The organism is Thermus altitudinis, from assembly GCF_022760835.1.
Classification (GTDB): domain Bacteria; phylum Deinococcota; class Deinococci; order Deinococcales; family Thermaceae; genus Thermus; species Thermus altitudinis.
In genome coordinates, this window is record NZ_JAKTNQ010000002.1 from 63,473 (window position 1) to 80,821 (window position 17,349).

Sequence of the window (17,349 nt, forward strand, 5' to 3'; positions counted from 1 at the left end):
CTCTCACCTCTTTCCGAACTTGGGCACGTGAGGGGGCCTTAGGGGAAGCCCCACGGCCTTGAGGTCGGTATAGAACTCCAGGGCGTACCACCCCCCTTCCCGCCGGTCCCCGCTCTCCTTAACCCCGCCAAAGGGGGTGGGAAGGTGGCGCACGTTGTGGCTGTTCAGGTAGATGAGGCCCGCTTGCAGCTCTAGGGCCAGGCGGTGGGCCCTCTCCAGGTCCTTGGTGAAGACGTAGGCCGCCAGGCCGTATCTGGTAGCGTTAGCCTTCCTAAGGGCCTCCTCCTCGTCCTTGAAGGGGATGGCCAGCAAAACGGGACCGAAGATCTCCTCCTGGGCGATTTGCATATGGTTCTCCCCCACGAATAGGGTGGGCTCCAGGTAGTTCCCCTGGGAGAGGTCTTCCCCGCGGAAGGAGGTGCTGGCCCTCCTTCCGCCTACCAGAAGCCTGGCCCCCTCCCTAAGGCCCGCCTCCACATACCCCAACACCCTCTCTAGGTGTTCGGGGTGGATGAGGGGCCCCACCTCCGTCTCGGGGTCCAGGGGATGGCCCACCCGGATGGCCCGGGCCCTTTCGGCCACCCTCCCCACGAAGTCCTCAAAGATGCTCTCCTCCACCAACAGGCGGGAGCTGGCCGTGCACCGTTCCCCATTGAAGGAGTAGATCTGGAACACCACCGCATCCAAAGCCCGCTCCAGATCAGCATCGGCAAAGACCAAGGCCGGGCTCTTCCCGCCAAGCTCCAAAGAAAGCCGTTTCAGGTGCTTAGCGGCGTTTTGCATCACCACCTTCCCGGTCTCCGTCTCCCCGGTGAGGGTGATGAGGGGAACAAGGGGATGGGCCACCAGGGCGGCCCCCGCCTCCTCGCCAAACCCCTGCACCAGGTTGAAGACCCCAGGGGGAAGGTCCGCCTCCTGCACGATCTCCGCCAGTTTGCTGGCGGTTAAGGGGCTCCACTCCGCAGGCTTCAGGACCACCGTGTCCCCGAAGGCCAAGGCGGGGGCGATCCGCCAGGTGGAAAGCATCAAGGGGGCGTTCCAGGGGGTGATGATCCCCACGGGGCCAGCCGGGACCCGTAGGCTGTAGTAGAGCCAGTCCCGGTCCACGGGGAAGGTGCGGTCCTCCATGGCGTGCTCGGCGTACTCGGCGTAGAAGGCGAAGTTCTCCGCGGAGCGGGCCACCTGGGCCTTCACGATGCGCAAAACCTGCCCGGCATCCAAAGCCTCCACCACCGCCAGCTCATCCGCATGCTTTTCCAAAAGCTCGGCGATCCTCAGGAGGTAGCGCTTCCGCTCCCGGGCTGGGGTGCGGCTCCATTTCGGGAAGGCCTCGTGGGCCGCCTTGGCCGCCCGGTCCACCTCCCTTTCCCCGCCCCGGGCCGCATGGGAAAGCACCTGGTTGGCGGAAGGGTCCAGGGTAGGGAAGACCTCCCCGCTTTCCGAGGAGCGGAACTCTCCGCCGATGAAGTGGAGGGCCGTCCATCCCTTCAGGGCGTTTCGGATGGCCTCGATCCTCTCCCAAGGAATCCCCGCCACCTGGTCCTGGTACCTCATGCCTCCTCCTCAATGGGGTTTTCCAGGGCACCCAGCCCCTGGATCTCCAGCCGCATCACGTCCCCAGGGAACACCCGGCTTATGCCCTTGGGGGTACCGGTGAGGATGACGTCGTAGGGTTCCAAGGTCATGAACTCGGAGATGTACTCCAAAAGCTCCGCCACGGAGTAGAGCATCCTCGAGGTGTGCCCCTCCTGGCGAAGCTCCCCGTTCACATAGGCCCTCAGGACAAGGTTCTGAGGGTCCTCCACCTCCCCCACCACCAGAAAGGGGCCAAGGGGGCCAAAGGTGTCCCGCCCCTTGGCCCGGATGGGAGGCCGGAAGGTGTTGGAAACATAGTCCCGCACCACCAGGTCGTTGGCGATGGTATAGCCCAGGACGTAGTCCAGGGCATCCTTAACCTTTACCTTGCGCATGGGTCGGCCCACCACCACCGCCAGCTCCACCTCGTAGTGCATGTACTCCGCCCCCTGGGGGTAGCGCACCACCCCCTTGTGGGGGAGAAGGCTGCTATTGGGCTTCCAAAAAAGGGCCGGCTCCTCGGGGCGGGAAAGCCCCAGCTCCTCCGCATGGTCGGCGTAGTTCAGGGCCACCCCGATCACCTTGCCGGGGGTAAAGGGAAGGAGCCAGGTAACCCCCTCGGGGTCGTGGGCCTCCCCTGCCTCGTCCAGGAGGAGGCCGTCCCGATAGACCCCCTGGTGGACCCGGCCCTTGCTGATAAAGCGGCAAAGCTTCATGCCCCCTCCAAAAGCCCGTAGCGCTGGGCCATGGTCCTAAGCCTCGCCTCCACCTCGGGGGTGGTGGGGCCCAAGGGGAGGCGCCACTCCTTCTGCAAAAGGCCCATCCAGGAAAGCACCGTCTTTAGGGGGATGGGGTTGGTGTCCCAGAAGATGGCCTCGTTGGCCTCGAGGAGGTGGTAGTGGAGCTCCCTCGCCCCCTGGTAATCCCCCTTGAGGGCCAGTTCCGTGAGCCTCGCCACCTCCTGGGGAAGCCAGTTGGCGGTGGCGGCGATGGTCCCCACCGCCCCCAGGCTCATCATGGGCAGAGTAAGGCTTTCCAGGCCGCAAAAAACGAGAAAGTCCCGGCCCGCCTCCTGGAAGAGCTGGGAGAGGTACTCCAGGTCCTTGGAGGAGTGCTTGAGCCCCACGATGTTGGGAAAGTCCCGCCGGAGGCGGGCCACGGTCTTGGGGGCGATCTCCACCCCGGTTCGGCCCGGGATGTTGTAGAGGATTAAGGGGAAGTCGGGCACCGCCCTCGCCACCTCGGCGAAGTAGCGGTATAGCCCCTCCTGGTTGGGTTTCAGATAGTAGGGGACGATGACCATGGCCCCCTGGGCCCCGGCCTCCTGGGCAAAGCGGGTGAGTTCCAGGGTTTCCTCCAGCCTCAAGGCCCCGGTTCCGGGGATGACCGGAACCCGCCCCGCCGTCTGGTCCAGGGCCACCTCTATGACCCGCTTCCTCTCCTCCAAGGTTAAGGTTCCGGGCTCCCCGGTGGTCCCCCCCACGCTGAGGCCGTGGGAACCCCCTTGGATAGCCCTTTCCACCAGGCGCCTTAGGGCCTCCTCGTCAATGCGTCCCTTGCGGAAAGGTGTGGGCAAAGGAGGAATGGAACCCTGAAACATGCTGCTCCTTTCCCCCTCAGGATGGGGGTGGGCCAGGGCAGCGGGCAATTGGTCGGGACACGAACACAACCATCCTTTTTGTGCAAAAGCACAAAAGGCCACCCTTTGCTTGCTCCTGCCTAAAGGTTTATTGTGCTTATTAACAATGGCTGAGTCAGTTTTTGGTTCCTCCTCCATCGCCTTCCAGGCCCTGGCCGAGGAGCTGGGCCTCGAGGTTTTAGCCCCTGCAGACCGCCCCGTCCTTTACCTCCTGGAGGAGCCCAAGCCCCTCCTGCCCCTGGAAGGAGCCCTTCTCCTCTTCCGGCCCGAGGGGAACCTCTGGCGCTACCGCACCGCCTCGGGCTTCCTCCTTTCCCATCCGGACCCGGAACTTTTGGACTTTGCCCGCAAGGAAGGCCTAGGGGTGGCCGCCCATCCCCCCTGGCTAAAGCGGGAGGAACTGGCCAAGGCCGTGGCCCTGCGCCTCTTCCACCTGGGGGCAGGGATGAGCCTGGCCAGCCTCTTGGACCTCCTCATCAAGCTACCCGATAGACCCTTCCTAGAAGTTCTCCACCAAGCCACCGGCCTGGCCTTGGCCCGGGTAGCCCCCTGGGGGGAAGTGCTGGGCTTCGCCGGCCCCGTGCCCGCCCAGCACCCCCGGGAACCGGGGGAAGGCAGGGAATGGACCGCCTGGGAAGCGGGGGAAGGGCTCTTGGTGGCCTACGGGGAGGAAGGGGAGCGCAGACGGGCTCGAGGCCTCCTGGAGGTGGCGGCCCGCCTGCTGAAGGTACGGGCCTTGGAGCGCTCCCTGGAGAGGATGCGGGAGGAATCCTTGGGTGGGGCTTTGCTGGAAGGGCTGATCCTAGGGGAGGCGGAATCCGACCGACTTTTCGCCTTTGGCTTCACCGAAGGGGTGGAATGGGTCCTGGCCCTGGTGGAGCCAAAGGCGGTGCCCGGGCGCCACCGCCTGGCGGAGGAAAGGAGGCGGGAGGCCACCTTAGAGCTCCGCCGCCGGGCGGGCACCTTCCTGGATCGTCTGGGGGTCCCCTACCTCCTCACCATCCGCGGTAACCGCTTGGTGGCCATGTGGCAGGTGCATAACCCCCAAAAGGAGGCGCAAAGCCTTCTTTCTGCCCTGCCCCCGGGAAGCCGCCTGGGCTACTCCGCGGTCCATGCCGCCGGGGAAGAGGTGCAAACCGCCTACCGGGAAGCCCTCATCGCCCTAAAGGCCGCCCGCACAGGTGAGGCCCTTTCCTTCAGCGGCCTGGACCCCGTGGCCTTCGTACTCCTGCAACAGTCCCCCGAGGACCTGAAGGCCCTGGTGGATCGCTACCTGCCCCTTCCGCCCAAGCTCTTAAGGACCCTCGAGGTCTACATGGCCACGGGCAGCGTGGAGGAAGCCGCCTATGCCCTCCACATCCACCCCAACACCCTGCGCTACCGCCTGAAGCGGCTGGAAGAGGTCCTTGGCCCTCTCTCCCGGCCCGAGGTCCTAGCCCAGGTGCACCTGGCCCTAAGGGCCCGCGACCTCCTGATGGGGTAAAATCCGGGCATGCGACAACCCAAGATGGTTTTCCTGGTCCTCCTGCTTTTGGGCGGGGCTAGCTTCGCCCAAACCCTCCTGGAGGCCACCACCGTGGTGGCCCTGGCCTCCAGCCTGGACCCCGCCGTACGCCTGCCCACGGGGAGCTATAAGGCCAAAAGCCCCGAGCCCCTCCTCCTTCGCTTCCCCGAGGCCAAGGGGTACGCCCTCGAGGCCTTCGTGGCCAAAGGGATCGCCAGCAGGCTCCATGCAGCCTTCGTGCAGCAGGTGCTCACCAGCTTCGCCGCCGCGGGCTACTTCGTGGAACGGCAGGAGGAAAAAACCGTGGACGGGGAGGTGCGCAGCCTGTACCTGCTTAAGGACAGCCTGGACCGGTCCGCCATCCTCCTGGTGGTGCGCAAGGGGGAGGAGCTGGTCTACGGCTTTGGGAAAAAGCGCTAAGGCCCGGGAACGCCCCCGCCATCCCCCCTTACTAACGCCATTCCTCCCCCACGATGGCTCCGTCCTCCAGGCGTACGATCCGCTTCACATGCTCCAAAAGCCTGGGGTCGTGGGTGGAGAAGAGAAAGGTCACCCCCTGCTCCCGGTTCAGGGCCTTCATGCGCTCAATCAAGGCCAGACCATTTTTGGAATCCAGGTTGGCCGTGGGCTCGTCGGCCAAGATGAGGAGGGGCTCAGCGGCCAAGGCCCGGGCCACCGCCACCCGCTGCTGCTCCCCTCCCGAAAGCTGGCGGGGAAAGCGGCCCGCCTTCTCCTTCAGGCCTAAAGCCTCCAAGGCCGCAAGGGCCCTCCTCTCCCGCTCGGCCTTGGGGACACCCCTAAACTCCAGAATCAAGGCGGCGTTCTCCAAGGCGGTGAGGACGGGAAGCAGGTTGTAGGCCTGGAATACCAGGCCGATCCTCTCCAGGCGCACCCGGGCCCGCTCACTCCGGGACAGCCGGGAAAGCCATACCCCCCCTACCCAGACCTCCCCTTCCGTGGGCAGGTCCAGGCCCGCCAGGAGATGGAGAAGGGTGCTTTTCCCGCTACCCGAAGGCCCCACCAAGGCGGTGAACTCCCCCGCCTCCACCGTCAGGTCCACCCCCCTAAGGGCCACGGTTTCCACCCCGTCGCCCCGGTACACCTTCCGCACCCTATTAACCTCAATGATAGGCATACTTTCCTCCTAGGGAACGTAACGCATGGCCTCCACCGGCTCGAGCCTCGAGGCCACATACCCCGGCCATAAGGCCGCCAATAGAGCTACCCCCACCGCATAGCCCAGGGTAAGGAGCACCTCCTTCACCCCCAGCCGGCCGTAGAGCACCTCCGGCAGGCCGAACTCCCGGTACTGTTCCAGCATCCACTGGGGCAAGGGCAGGCGGAAGCCATCGGCCAGCTCCAAATGCACGAGTAGCCCCGCCCCCATACCCAGCAAGGCCGCCACCCCCACCAAAAGGAAACTCTCCCAGAAAACCAGGCCCAAAATCCGCCTCCCGCTAAGGCCCAAGCCCGCCAATAGACCAAACTCCCGCACCCTTTCCACCAGGGAAAGGTAAAGGGCATTGAAGAGGATCAGCCCTGCCAGAACAAAGAAGATGCCCACGTAAATGGCCATGATGGTGTCGTATAAGGGGAGCAAGGCGGCGTAGACGGGGTTAGCCTCAAGCCACGTTTCCACCTTCAGCCCCTGCAAGTGGGGAGCCAGGGCCGTCTTAACTTCCTCCAGAGCCTTTAGATCGTAAAGCCCAAGCCCAGGAAGCCGAATCTCCAACCGGCTCACCCGGCCTGGGGCCAGAAGAGCCTGGGCATCCTCCAGGGGAACCATAAGGGTCTGGGCCTCGAGGTGGGTCTCCGGAAAATCCAAAAGCCCCACCACGCGGAAGGCATACACCCCAAGACCAAACCCCCCGGGGGCGTAGACCACCACCTCATCACCTAAGCCCACCTGGAGAGCCTGGGCCAAAGCCTCCCCCAAGAGGGCTTCTCCTGAGGCTCGAGGGAGGCCCCCCTCCTTCAGAAGACCCTGCTGCCGGGCCAGGCCCCGGGGTTCCATACCCGTGATCACCACCGTACGGTTCCGCCCCCCGACGATGGCCAAGCCTCCTCCCTCCAACACCCCTTCCACTTCGGCTCCCGGGGGTAAGGGCAAGGAAGGAGGCAGGAAGGTAAGGCTCTCAAGGTCCGTTTTGTCCTCATAATCCTCCACCCGGACCAACAAATGCCCGGTCCTTTCCAAAAGAAGGCGGTAAAATGCGTCAAAAGCCCCAGCGTAAACGGAGAGGAAAAGCAAGGACAGAAAGACCACCAAAGCCACCACCCCACCCGTAACCAAACTGCGCCCTGGGGTTCTGAGGAGGTTGCGCCAGGCGAGCCGCAGCATCCTAACACCCCCTTTCCAGGTACAGAGGATTAAAACACCGCTCTGGCACGGCCCCCACCTGGATCTCTGCGATCCGCAAGAGGGTACGGTGACCAGGCCGCTTGAGGTCCCTCAGCTCCATCTCCCGGGGAAGGTAGGCCCCGTTCAGACCCTGGTAACCGGCAAGCCTAAGTTCCCGCACCGCCTGGCCTCGCTGGTCGTAATAGAGGATGCGCTCAATCAAACCCTCCTTTAAGTGCACCTCCACCTTCCCGTAGGGGGTAGGGGCTGCGGGTTTGGGCGTCAGCACCAAAATTCCTTGGGTTTCGGCCACCTGGAAAAACTCCTCCAGATCCCGGCCCATGAGGTCCTGAAAGGTGAGGTCCGAACCTAAAAACCGCTCCCCCCGGCCCGCAGGGGGCAGGCGCAGGGTGCGACCCAACCTGGGATCGTAAAGGTAGAGGTCCTCCCCCAAGAAAAGAAAGGCCTGGCCCGCTTCGTTCCCGGGCTCCAGGACCCGGAGATGGGTTCTCTTGCCATCGGTGTAAACCCTGAGCCGGTAGGTGCGCACGAACTCTAGCCGCTCCACCTGGAGCTCATACACCCCCTGGTGGGCCGGCCCCCGCAGCCGGTCCAGGGCTATCCGGAGTTTCTCCAGCGGGGTTTGGGCCGAGGCTAGGGCTAAAAGAACCGGGAGGTAGAAGAGCATCCCCTTCATCTCATTCCCCCTTGACGTAGTGGGAAGGCTCGAGGCCAAGCAGCAACCTTCCGGGAAAGAGAAGGGCCAGCAGAGCGGAAAGGGCCACCACCAAGCTGGCGTAAAGACCGTAAACGGGCCTAAAGGCGGTATAAAGGTGCTCGGAAAGCCCGGCTTCAGGTAAAAGCTCCACCGACAGGCGCATCAGGGGACCGAACACATCATGGGTGGAGGTGTACCAAAGGAGGCCGTAACCCAACACAAGCCCAGCCACTAGGCCAACGCCGCTGGCCAAGGCCGCCTCCAAGGCCACCTGGGCCGCCAGGCGGGCCGGGGCGAACCCTAGGCTCTCCACCACCGCAAACTCCCTCAGCCTCTCCCGCACGCTCACATAGACGGTGCTCACCACCGCCACCGCGGCCAGCAACATGAAAAGGCCCATAAGGGGAAGGTAGACCAGGCGGCTTCCTTCATAGTCGGCCCGGATGGGGCCCATGAGATCCCAGACCCCCTTGGCCCTAAGGCCTAGGGGAAGGTTCTGGTTGAGCTCCTGGGCCACCGAGGCCTCCTGCCCCCTGGGCACCTTTACCGCCACGTGGGTGGCCAGTATCCCCCTTCCGGAAAGCCTCCTGGCATCCTCCAGGTGCACATAGACCCCAGCAAAGTCCACGTTCCCCACCCCCGCCTGGACCAGGCCCACCACCTCGAGCCCCAAGGCCCCCTGGCCGGTTTCCACCACCAGCCTTTCCCCAAGCCGTACATCCAGCCTCTGGGCCAAGCGGTACCCCAGGACCACCTCCCCCGAACGGCTAAGCCAGCGGCCCTCCTTCACCTTGAAAGGCACGCGGGAAAGCGCCCTCTCCCCTTCCGGATCCACTCCCTGGACCACCCCACCCTGCACACGGTAGGGAGAGCGCAAAAGGGCATACAGGGAAAGCCGGGGACTCTGGGCCTGGATGAGGGGGTGGGCCAGGGTGGGCAGAACCTCAAGACCATGCTCCGGATCGGGGTCTTGCCACCAGCCAGCCTTGGCCACCACCACCGGAGCCTGCACGTACTGGGCATAGGCCTCCACCAAGCTTTCCCCGTACCCGTCCAATAATCCGTACAGAAAAAGAACGGCCACGGTTACATACACCACCACCAAGGACAACAGGGCCGTGCGCCGCTTTTGCCGAAGCACATTCCGCCAGGCCAACTTAAGAAGGCTCATGCCTCCTCCGAAAACTTCTCCAAAAGCTTGGGGAGCTCCCGCTCAAAGAAGGCATAAAGCGCCCGCATCTCCCTAAGCCTTTCCCCTTTGGCCTTCCCCACCAGGGCCAGGCCCTTTTCCGCCTGTTGCCGGTAAAGGGATAGGGTCTTGGCCTTCTCCAATAGAAGCCGCCTCCAAGCCCCAGGGCGCACGGCGTAGCGGTCGGCGCGTTCCCCAGGGCGGCGTAGGCGCTCCACCAGCTGCAGCCGGGTGAGGAGGTTGAGGGCTGGGCTTAAGGCACCCTTGCTGGCGGCAAGGGCCTCGGCCATCTCCTTGGCGGTTTGTTCCGCGGGCTCGGCCACCAGGAGAAAGGCCAGAACCCGCCCCGCCATCCGGGGAAGGCCCGCCGCCTCAAAGAGTAGGGCCGTCTCTTCCACCCATTGTTTTAGGGAGGGGTCCATAGAACCAGGATAGGCGGGTTCCGTAAGTTTTGTCAATACTAAACTTCACGAATCCTTTCCTTAGGCCCCCGGGCCTGGGGGCGGCCGCCTCGAGGCGGGTTTTGCCTAGGCCCCGTGGAGGGGATATGTGCGTTATTTCACGATTAAACTAGCTTGTGCTAGTCTTCTCCTCTCCCCGATCCACCCCTAAAGCTCCGCCAGGTCCACCCGCTCCAAAACCGGCAAGGCCCTAAGCGCCTCCAACACCTCCAAAGCGGGTTTCTGGTCCACGGTGAGGACAAAAAGGGCCCTTCCCCCCGGCACGTCCCGGCCCAGCTGCATCCCGGCGATATTCACCCCCGCCTCCCCCAGAAGGGTTCCCACCTGGCCCACCACCCCGGGCCGGTCGTAGTTCACGCAGACCAGCATGTACCCCTCGGGTACCACCTCCAGGGCATAGTCATCTATACCCACCAGCCTGGGCCGGCCCGCCATCACCACCCCCCGGGCCCGGCGCTCCTCTTGGTCTGTGGAGAGGCGCACCTCCAAAAGCCTCGTGTACTCTCCCGCCTGCTCCTCCTTGCGGGTGATGAGACGGATGCCCCGGTCCTTAAGAAGGGGCCTTGCGGAAACCAGGTTCACCATCTCCTCCCCCAAGACCCGGGAAAGGAAGCCCTTGGCCACGGCGCTGGCGATGGGTTCAGGGTCCTTCTCAAACTGGCCCAGGAAGCTCACCTCTAAGACCTCGGGCCGGCCCCGGGTGATCTGGGCGAGGAGCTTGCCCAGGGCCTCCCCCAGGGGTAGGAAGCCCCTTAGGGCCTGGAGGGCCTCGGGGTCAAACCCCGTGTTCAAGGCGTAGGAAAGATCCCCTTCCAGGGTGCGCACCACCCGTTCCAAGACCGCCTCCCCCACCCGGTCCTGGGCTTCTATGGTGTTGGCCCCCAGATGGGCGGTGAGGACCACCCGGGGATGCCCTAGCAGGGGGTGGTCCTTGGGGGGAGGCTCCTCCGCAAACACGTCCAAACCGGCGGCGAAGAGGTGGCCCTCCTCCAGTACCTCCAAAAGGGCCTTCTCGTCCACGATCCCTCCCCGGGCGGCGTTCACCACCACCGCATTCCGGGGCAGGAGGTAAAGCTCCCGCCGGCCGATCATCCCCCGGGTCTCCTCGGTTAGGGGCGCATGGACGGTGAGGAAGTGGCTTTGCCGGAGGAGGTCGGCAAGGTCCTCCAAAAGTTCCACCCCCAGGCTTTCCGCCCGGGTGCGGGGGATATAGGGGTCGTAGGCCAGAACCCGCATCTCAAAGCCCTTGGCGAAGCGGGCCACCTGGCCTCCAATCCGCCCTAGGCCGATGATGCCCAGGGTCTTGCCCTTAAGCTCCAAGCCCAAAAACTTCCGGTCCCACTCCCCGGCGCGGATCTTGCGGTCGGAAAGGGCAATGCCCCGGGCCGCCGCCAGGAGGAGGCCAAAGGCCAGCTCCGCCGCCGAGCGGGTGTTGGCCTCGGGAACGTTCACCACAAGGATGCCCAGGCGGCTTGCCGCCTCGAGGTCCACGTTATCCACCCCCACCCCGCCCCGGCCCACCACCTTAAGGCGTTTCCCCCGCTTTAAAAGTTCGGCGTCCACCTGGGTCCGGCTGCGGGTGATGAGGGCATCGTAGGCGGGGATGATCTCTAAAAGCTCCTCCCGCCCAATCCCTGGACGATAGTCCAAGAGCACTCCCGGGTACTTCGTATCCCCAAGCCGCATGTCGTCGGAAACCAGAACCCGCCACATATACCCTTGACCCTAGCAGAAACCCACCGCTAGGGCAAGAATCCCCCTGCATCCCAGGGCCCACCCGTGGTATCCTGTCCAGGACCAAGAGGAGGAGGTATGAAGGTAGGCCTGGTAACCGACTCCACCGCCGACCTACCCAAGCCCCTACGGGAGGGCCTGGGGGTGCGGGTGGTGCCCCTTTACGTGAACCTGGGAGGGCGCATCTACAAGGACTGGGAGGAGATCTCTCCCGCGGAGATTTTCCAAAAGGTCCGGGAAGGTACCGCCTTTCCCACCACCAGCCAGCCTTCCCCCGAGGACTTCCAGCGCACCTACCGGGAAGCCCTGATGGCGGCCGACCACGTGCTTTCCCTCCACATCTCCGCCAAGCTTTCGGGCACGGTCCAGTCGGCCACGCTGGCGGCGCAAGACTTTCCCGGCCGCGTCACCGTCTTTGATAGCCAAGCCGCCTCCTTGGGGATCGGTATGATGGTGCTCCGGGCCCACGAGCTACTTTCCCAAGGCCACACCCTGGAGGAGGTGCTTTCGGAGCTAGACCGCATCCGCAAGGACCACTTTGTGCGCTTCAGCGTGGCCACCTTGGAGTTTTTGAAGCGGGGCGGCCGCATCGGCGGGGCCCAGGCTTTCTTGGGCACCCTTCTGGGCATCAAGCCGATTCTGACCCTCAAAGAGGGCCGGGTGGAACCAGCAGGCCGGGCCCGGGGGGAAAGGAAGGCCCGGGAGGAGATCCTTAGGGACTTCCAAACCTGGGCCCAGGGAAGGAAGCGCATCCGAGCCTTCTTCCTCTTTAGTGCCGAGGAGAACGCGGTCAAGGAGCTAAAGGAGATGGTCCTTTCCTCAGGCCTTCCCGTGGAGGAGGCCCTGGTGAGCGAACTGGGGGCGGTGATCGCCAGCCACACCGGCCCCGGCACCTACGGGTTTTATGCCTACAGCCTCTAACGTGGCCTTCGTGGCCGACTCCACCCTGGGCCTAAGCCCCGAGGAAGCCCTGAGCCGGGGCATCCATGTGGTGCCCCAGCAGGTGATCTGGAAGGATAAAACCTTCCGCGACCAGCTGGAGATCACCGACGAGGAGGTTCTGGACCTCTTGCGGCAAGGCGAGCGGCTTTCCACCAGCCAAGTGGCCCCCGAGGACCTGCGCACCACCTACAAAACCCTTTTGCAAAGCCACGAACGGGTGCTCTCGGTCCATGTTTCCGGGCACCTTTCCGGCACCGTGGCCACCGCCATGGCGGTGGCCCGGGAGTTTGGGGAACGGGTCAAGGTGCTGGACTCCTGGTCCTTGAACGGAGGCCTCCTGCTGCTCCTGGAGGAGGCCAGGAGGCTTTTGGGAAAGGGCCTGGCCTGGGAACGCTTCGAGGAAACCCTGGCCCCCTACCGGGAAAGGCTTCGGGGCTATGTCCTTCCCCAGACCCTCACCTATCTGCACCGCTCGGGGCGCATATCGGGCCTGCAAAGGTTCGTGGGGGGGCTTCTGCAAATCCTGCCGGTCCTCGAGGTAAAGGGAGGCCGGGTCTTCCCGGGGCCCCGGGTGCGGGGGTTCAAAGAAGGACTTCGCAAGGTGGCCGAGCTTTTCCGCCGGGATTTTCCCCAGGGGGGGCTTACCTACCTGGCCCATGCGGGCAACCCCGAAGGCGCCAAAGCCTTGGGCGAAGTCCTGAAGGCAGAAGGGGTGGAGGTCTTGGGTACGTTAAAGGCGGGGGCGGCGGTGAGCGTCCACGCTGGCCCTGGCACCGTGGCCCTCTTCGCCGGGCCCAGGCCTTAGGGGGGTAAGAGCATGCGAGCGGTCATCCAACGGGTCACGGAAGCCTTTGTGGAGGTGGATGGCGAAGAGGTAGGGAGGATCGGGCTAGGGCTCCTGGTCCTCCTGGGGGTGGGGCAAGGGGACACCGTGGAGGATGCCCAGTACCTGGCCCGCAAGATTGTAAACCTGCGCATCTTCCCGGATGAGGCGGGCAAGATGAACCTTTCCCTAAAGGAGGTGGGGGGTGAAGCGCTTTTGGTGAGCCAGTTCACCCTCTACGCCGAAACCCGCAAGGGCAACCGCCCCTCCTTCGTCAAGGCCGCACCCCCAGACGTGGGAAGAAGGCTCTATGAAGCCGCCATAGAAGCCTTCCTGGAACAGGGAGTGCACGTGGAAACCGGCGTCTATGGGGCCCACATGCGGGTCCACTTGGTGAACGACGGCCCGGTAACCCTCATCCTGGACTCAGAGGCTAGACCCCGTTGATGGGCTTCGGCATCCCAAAGAGGCGCCTTTGGGCCTACCCGAGGCCCAGGCGCCGCCGTCCGCCTTGGTCTCCACCCTTTCAGCCCTGGGGAGTAGGGCCAGTCAGCCCGATGGAGGGGCAAACCCCTATCCCCATGGCGAACCTCTCTCACGGTCCTCATCCATCCCGGGAGTAACCTGAGGCACTCCTTGGAAAGAGGAGTGGGTATGAGAAAAGTAGAACCCAAAGACTGGATCCCCCTCATCAAGCCCTATGCCAAGCCCAATACCTGGAGGAGTCTGCGCCAGGTGGCCAACACCCTTCTGCCCCTTCTCCTCCTTTTCTACCTGGCCCACAAAGCCCTCTCGGTATCGGTGGCCCTAACCCTCCTGCTGGACTTCGTGGCCGCCTTGTTCCTGGTGCGCCTTTTCATCCTGCAACACGACGCCGGCCACGGCTCCTTCTTTCCCAAGAAGTGGGCCAACGACCTCCTGGGCTTCTTCACCGGGGTGCTCACCCTGGTGCCCTACCACCACTGGCAACTTTCCCACGCCCGGCACCACGCCACCAGCGGCAACCTGGACAAGCGGGGGGTAGGGGATATTTACACCATGACCCTGGAGGAGTACTTGAAGGCCAGCCCCTGGGAAAGGCTCAAGTACCGGCTCTACCGCAATCCGTGGGTCATGTTCTTCCTGGGACCCATCTACGTCTTCATGCTCTCCTACCGGCTTCCCTTGGGCTACGGCTCCGACAAGCCCTCGGTGCGCAACTCCGTGGCCCTCACCAATCTCTTCCTCGCCCTTCTCTTGGCGGGCATCGTGGTCTTCTTCGGGGTGAAAACCCTTCTTTTGGTCTACCTGCCCATCCAGTACATGGCCGGGATGATTGGGATCTTCCTCTTCTACGTGCAACACCAGTTTGAAGACGTCTACTGGGAGCACGACCCCCGCTGGGAGTACCTGAAGGCGGCCATGGAGGGAAGCACCTACCTGAAGCTTCCCAAGGTGCTCCAGTGGCTCACGGGCAACATCGGCTTCCACCACATCCACCACCTGGCCCCCAAGATCCCCAACTACCTCCTGCCCAAGGTGCAGGAAGAGGTGGACCTGGTAAAGGTGGCCCCCACGGTTACCCTCAAGGATGCCTTCAAGATCGCCTTTGCCGACATGCACCTCTACGACGAGGAAAGTCGCAAGCTGGTGGGCTTTAAGGAAGCCCATAGGCGCCTTAGGGAAGCCCAAGGCAAAAAGGCCTACTAGGCGCTCCCCTAGGTTTAAGGGAGCCCCCTGGGGCTCCTTTTTGCTACACAAGGCCCCAATGCTCCCCCTCAAGCCTCTAGAAGGTCCCCGGGAGGCCTCTCCAGGTGCGCCCTCTGCTCTGGTGAAGGGCAGCACCCCTGGGCCAGCTCCTCCAAAGGCCTCCGGGCCACGGGGGACACCTGGCTTCCCGTAAGGCGCAAGCGGGCGCGCATCCCCTCCTCAGGCTGCGCCAGGCTAGGCCCCAGGCTTATGGTGTAGGGCCCATGGGCTTTGGCGCGCCTAGTGCCTAAAGTGCCGCACCCCGGTGAAGACCATGGCCAGGCCCAGTTCGTCGGCGGCCCGGATGGAGTCCTCGTCCCGCACGCTTCCCCCAGGCTGGATAATGGCCCGGATGCCAAACTCCGCCGCAAGCCGCACCACATCGTCAAAGGGGAAGAAGGCATCGGAAGCCAAAACCGCTCCCTTAGCCTTTTCCTTGGCGGTCTTGAGGGCGTGCTTGGCAGCGGCGTAGCGGTTGGTCTGCCCCACCCCAATGCCCAGGGTCTGGCCTGCCTTGGCCACCACGATGGCGTTGGAGCGCACATGCTTCACCACCTTCCAGGCAAAGAGGAGGTCTTGCCACTCGGCCTCGCTGGGGGCTTCCTGGGTCACCACCTCCGGCGTGATGGGGTCCAGGGTGTCGGCATCCTGGAGGAGGACCCCACCCCGCATGCGGCGTAGGTCCAGGTAGGGCCCTTGGGCGGGCAAGGGAACCCTTAGCAGGCGCAGGTTCTTCTTACGGGAAAAGAGGGCTAGGGCCTCCGGGGTAAAGTCCGGAGCCAGGACCACCTCCAAGAACACCTCCTTCATGGCCTCCGCCGTGGCCCCGTCCACGGGTCGGTTAAAGGCCACAATGCCCCCAAAGATGGAAACGGGATCGGCCTCATAGGCCTTCCGGTAGGCCTGCAAGGGGCCTTCCCCCAGGGCCACCCCGCAGGGGTTTTGGTGTTTGATGGCCACGCAGGCGGGCTCGGCGAACTCGGAAACCAGGTTCCAGGCGGCTTCCGCATCCAGGTAGTTGTTGAAGCTCATGGCCTTACCCTGGAGGACCTGGGCCTCCAAAAGGGGCCCCCGCTCCCCTTCCACGCGATAAAGGGCGGCCTCCTGGTGGGGGTTTTCCCCATAGCGCAAGGGGCTTTCCCGCCTTAGGACCAAGAACTTCTCGGGGGGGAACTTCTCCGCGGCCAGCCACTCGGCGATGGCGGCGTCGTAGGCTGCGGTGTGGGCAAAGGCCTTGCGGGCCAGCTCCCTGCGGAACTCTGGGCTTGGGCCCTCCTCCAAGGCCTCGAGGACCCTGGGGTAGTCCTCGGGATCGCACACGGGCAGCACCGCCCCATGGTTTTTGGCCGCCGCCCGGAGCATGGCCGGCCCCCCAATGTCAATCTGCTCCAGGGCCTCGGCAAAGCTGGCCCCCTTGGCCACGGTCTCCCGAAAAGGGTAAAGGTTCACGGCCAAGAGGGCGATCCGGTCAAAGCCTAAGGCCCTAAGCTCCTCCTCCTGGTCGGGCCGGGCCAGGAGCCCGGCGTGCACCTTGGGGTGGAGGGTCTTCACCCGGCCCTCCAGAACCTCGGGAAAGCCGGTAAAGTCGGAGATGTAGGTCACGGGAAGACCCGCCTCCTTCAAGGCCCTATAGGTCCCCCCGGTGGCCAAAAGCTTAAAGCCCAACCGTAAAAGCCCCTCGGCAAAGGGCACAAGCCCCCTCTTATCGGAAACGGAAAGGAGCGCCCACATGAAGGGCATTTTACCGGCTAGACTAAGGGGGATGAGCATCTACGAGGCCATCAAGGAAACCATCAAGGAGGCCATGAAGGCCCGGGACCAGAAGACCCTGGACTTCGCCCGGGTGGTGAAGGCGGAGCTGGACCGCAAAGGGGATGGCAAACCCCTGCCCGACGCCGAAGCGGTGAAGGTGCTGAAGGCCTTGCGGGAAATCGCCTTGGAGCAGGGCAACACCTTTGAAGTGGAGTTTCTGGACCGCTTCCTGCCCCAGGAGATGAGCGAGGAGGAGCTCGAGGCCTGGATCCGGGAACACCTGGACCTATCCCAGTTCAAGACCCCCTTGGCGGCCATCGGGGTGGTGACCAAGGCCCTGGGGCCTAGGGCCCCTGGGGAGAAGGTGCGGCGGGTGATTGAGCGCTTGGCGAAATGAGCCCTTGGAAGCGGATAGAGCTGGAAGAGATCCTCAGCGAGCCCGTCAGGCTGGTGAGGGAAAGGGTGCGCACCCACACCGGCAAGGAACTCACCTACATCTACCGCCCGGGGCCGGTGGCGGCCAGCTTCGTCCTGCCCGTGACCGATAGGGCCACCGCCCTCCTCATCCGCCAGTACCGTCACCCCACGGGCAAGTTCCTGTTGGAAATCCCCGCGGGCAAGGTGGACCCTGGGGAAACCCCCCTGGAGGCCGCCCGGCGGGAGCTTTTGGAGGAAGTGGGGGCCGCGGCCAAGCGCTTCCTCTCCCTCCCTCCCTTCCACCCCCAACCCTCCTTCACCGCCGTGGTCTTCCACCCCTTTTTGGCCCTGCAGGCGGAGGTGGTGGCCAGGCCGGCCCTGGAGGATGGGGAGCTCCTGGAAACCGTGGAACTCCCCCTTCGGGACATCTACCGCCTTCTGCAGGCCGGGGAGATCCAGGACGCCTCCACCGCCCTCACCCTCTTCTACGCCCGCCCCCACCTGGAAGCCGAAGGACTCCTGTAAA

The 17,349-nt window shown here is 64.2% G+C and carries 19 protein-coding genes; 8 read left to right on the forward strand and 11 right to left on the reverse strand.

Going from position 1 to position 17,349, the window contains the following annotated elements:
- Positions 1-3: 3 nt before the first annotated feature.
- Genes hpaE through hpaI form a run of 3 tightly spaced genes read right to left on the reverse strand, consistent with a single transcriptional unit; the run spans position 4 to position 3,175 of the window.
- Complete coding sequence (hpaE, locus tag L0D16_RS01455) at positions 4-1,554, reverse strand: 5-carboxymethyl-2-hydroxymuconate semialdehyde dehydrogenase (protein WP_243029565.1); 1,551 nt, start codon at positions 1,552-1,554, stop codon at positions 4-6.
- Complete coding sequence (locus L0D16_RS01460; protein WP_243029566.1) at positions 1,551-2,291, reverse strand: fumarylacetoacetate hydrolase family protein; 741 nt, start codon at positions 2,289-2,291, stop codon at positions 1,551-1,553. The genes hpaE and L0D16_RS01460 overlap by 4 nt, the downstream gene beginning before the upstream one ends.
- A complete protein-coding gene (gene hpaI, locus L0D16_RS01465) occupies positions 2,288-3,175 on the reverse strand; it encodes a 2,4-dihydroxyhept-2-ene-1,7-dioic acid aldolase (RefSeq protein WP_243029567.1) in 888 nt (295 codons plus the stop codon). The genes L0D16_RS01460 and hpaI overlap by 4 nt, the downstream gene beginning before the upstream one ends.
- A gap of 145 nt (positions 3,176-3,320) precedes the next feature.
- Here hpaI and L0D16_RS01470 point away from each other — a divergent pair, with 145 nt between their 5' ends.
- Together L0D16_RS01470 and L0D16_RS01475 are read left to right on the forward strand one after the other, a co-directional pair.
- Positions 3,321-4,697 carry a PucR family transcriptional regulator gene (locus L0D16_RS01470; RefSeq protein WP_243029568.1) on the forward strand — a complete coding sequence of 459 codons (1,377 nt, stop codon included), beginning with the start codon at positions 3,321-3,323 and terminating at the stop codon, positions 4,695-4,697.
- A gap of 9 nt (positions 4,698-4,706) precedes the next feature.
- Positions 4,707-5,138, forward strand: a complete 432-nt coding sequence (locus L0D16_RS01475; protein WP_243029569.1) for a hypothetical protein — start codon at positions 4,707-4,709, stop codon at positions 5,136-5,138.
- 31 nt (positions 5,139-5,169) lie between these two features.
- Here L0D16_RS01475 and L0D16_RS01480 read toward each other — a convergent pair whose 3' ends face one another.
- The 6 genes from L0D16_RS01480 to serA form a co-directional block, all read right to left on the reverse strand.
- On the reverse strand, positions 5,170-5,853 hold the full coding sequence (locus tag L0D16_RS01480; RefSeq protein ID WP_243029570.1) for an ABC transporter ATP-binding protein: 684 nt from the start codon (positions 5,851-5,853) through the stop codon (positions 5,170-5,172).
- Between the two features lie 9 nt (positions 5,854-5,862).
- Positions 5,863-7,059, reverse strand: a complete 1,197-nt coding sequence (locus tag L0D16_RS01485) for an ABC transporter permease (protein WP_243029571.1) — start codon at positions 7,057-7,059, stop codon at positions 5,863-5,865.
- A gap of 1 nt (position 7,060) precedes the next feature.
- The gene (locus L0D16_RS01490; protein WP_243029572.1) at positions 7,061-7,756 is read right to left on the reverse strand and encodes an outer membrane lipoprotein-sorting protein; all 696 of its coding nucleotides are present in this window, start codon (positions 7,754-7,756) and stop codon (positions 7,061-7,063) included.
- A gap of 1 nt (position 7,757) precedes the next feature.
- Positions 7,758-8,948 carry an ABC transporter permease gene (locus tag L0D16_RS01495; protein ID WP_243029573.1) on the reverse strand — a complete coding sequence of 397 codons (1,191 nt, stop codon included), beginning with the start codon at positions 8,946-8,948 and terminating at the stop codon, positions 7,758-7,760.
- Positions 8,945-9,388, reverse strand: a complete 444-nt coding sequence (locus L0D16_RS01500) for a GbsR/MarR family transcriptional regulator (RefSeq protein WP_243029574.1) — start codon at positions 9,386-9,388, stop codon at positions 8,945-8,947. Before L0D16_RS01500 ends, L0D16_RS01495 begins: the two co-directional genes overlap by 4 nt.
- Positions 9,389-9,574: 186 nt before the next feature.
- The gene (gene serA / locus L0D16_RS01505; protein ID WP_243029575.1) at positions 9,575-11,140 is read right to left on the reverse strand and encodes a phosphoglycerate dehydrogenase; all 1,566 of its coding nucleotides are present in this window, start codon (positions 11,138-11,140) and stop codon (positions 9,575-9,577) included.
- 99 nt (positions 11,141-11,239) lie between these two features.
- Here serA and L0D16_RS01510 point away from each other — a divergent pair, with 99 nt between their 5' ends.
- From L0D16_RS01510 to L0D16_RS01525, 4 genes are all read left to right on the forward strand, one after another.
- A complete protein-coding gene (locus L0D16_RS01510; protein WP_243029576.1) occupies positions 11,240-12,082 on the forward strand; it encodes a DegV family protein in 843 nt (280 codons plus the stop codon).
- A complete protein-coding gene (locus L0D16_RS01515) occupies positions 12,066-12,908 on the forward strand; it encodes a DegV family protein (protein WP_243029577.1) in 843 nt (280 codons plus the stop codon). The genes L0D16_RS01510 and L0D16_RS01515 overlap by 17 nt, the downstream gene beginning before the upstream one ends.
- 12 nt (positions 12,909-12,920) lie before the next feature.
- On the forward strand, positions 12,921-13,373 hold the full coding sequence (gene dtd / locus L0D16_RS01520) for a D-aminoacyl-tRNA deacylase (protein ID WP_243029578.1): 453 nt from the start codon (positions 12,921-12,923) through the stop codon (positions 13,371-13,373).
- A 207-nt stretch (positions 13,374-13,580) separates the two neighbouring features.
- The gene (locus tag L0D16_RS01525) at positions 13,581-14,615 is read left to right on the forward strand and encodes a fatty acid desaturase (protein ID WP_243029579.1); all 1,035 of its coding nucleotides are present in this window, start codon (positions 13,581-13,583) and stop codon (positions 14,613-14,615) included.
- 68 nt (positions 14,616-14,683) lie between these two features.
- Here L0D16_RS01525 and L0D16_RS01530 read toward each other — a convergent pair whose 3' ends face one another.
- The gene (locus L0D16_RS01530; protein ID WP_243029580.1) at positions 14,684-14,827 is read right to left on the reverse strand and encodes a hypothetical protein; all 144 of its coding nucleotides are present in this window, start codon (positions 14,825-14,827) and stop codon (positions 14,684-14,686) included.
- A gap of 67 nt (positions 14,828-14,894) precedes the next feature.
- The gene (gene purH, locus L0D16_RS01535) at positions 14,895-16,385 is read right to left on the reverse strand and encodes a bifunctional phosphoribosylaminoimidazolecarboxamide formyltransferase/IMP cyclohydrolase (RefSeq protein ID WP_243029581.1); all 1,491 of its coding nucleotides are present in this window, start codon (positions 16,383-16,385) and stop codon (positions 14,895-14,897) included.
- Positions 16,386-16,416: 31 nt separating this feature from the next.
- Between purH and L0D16_RS01540 the strand changes: the two genes are divergently transcribed.
- Together L0D16_RS01540 and L0D16_RS01545 are read left to right on the forward strand one after the other, a co-directional pair.
- On the forward strand, positions 16,417-16,803 hold the full coding sequence (locus L0D16_RS01540) for a GatB/YqeY domain-containing protein (protein WP_243029582.1): 387 nt from the start codon (positions 16,417-16,419) through the stop codon (positions 16,801-16,803).
- A complete protein-coding gene (locus L0D16_RS01545; protein WP_243029583.1) occupies positions 16,800-17,348 on the forward strand; it encodes an NUDIX hydrolase in 549 nt (182 codons plus the stop codon). The genes L0D16_RS01540 and L0D16_RS01545 overlap by 4 nt, the downstream gene beginning before the upstream one ends.
- Position 17,349 lies beyond the last annotated feature (1 nt).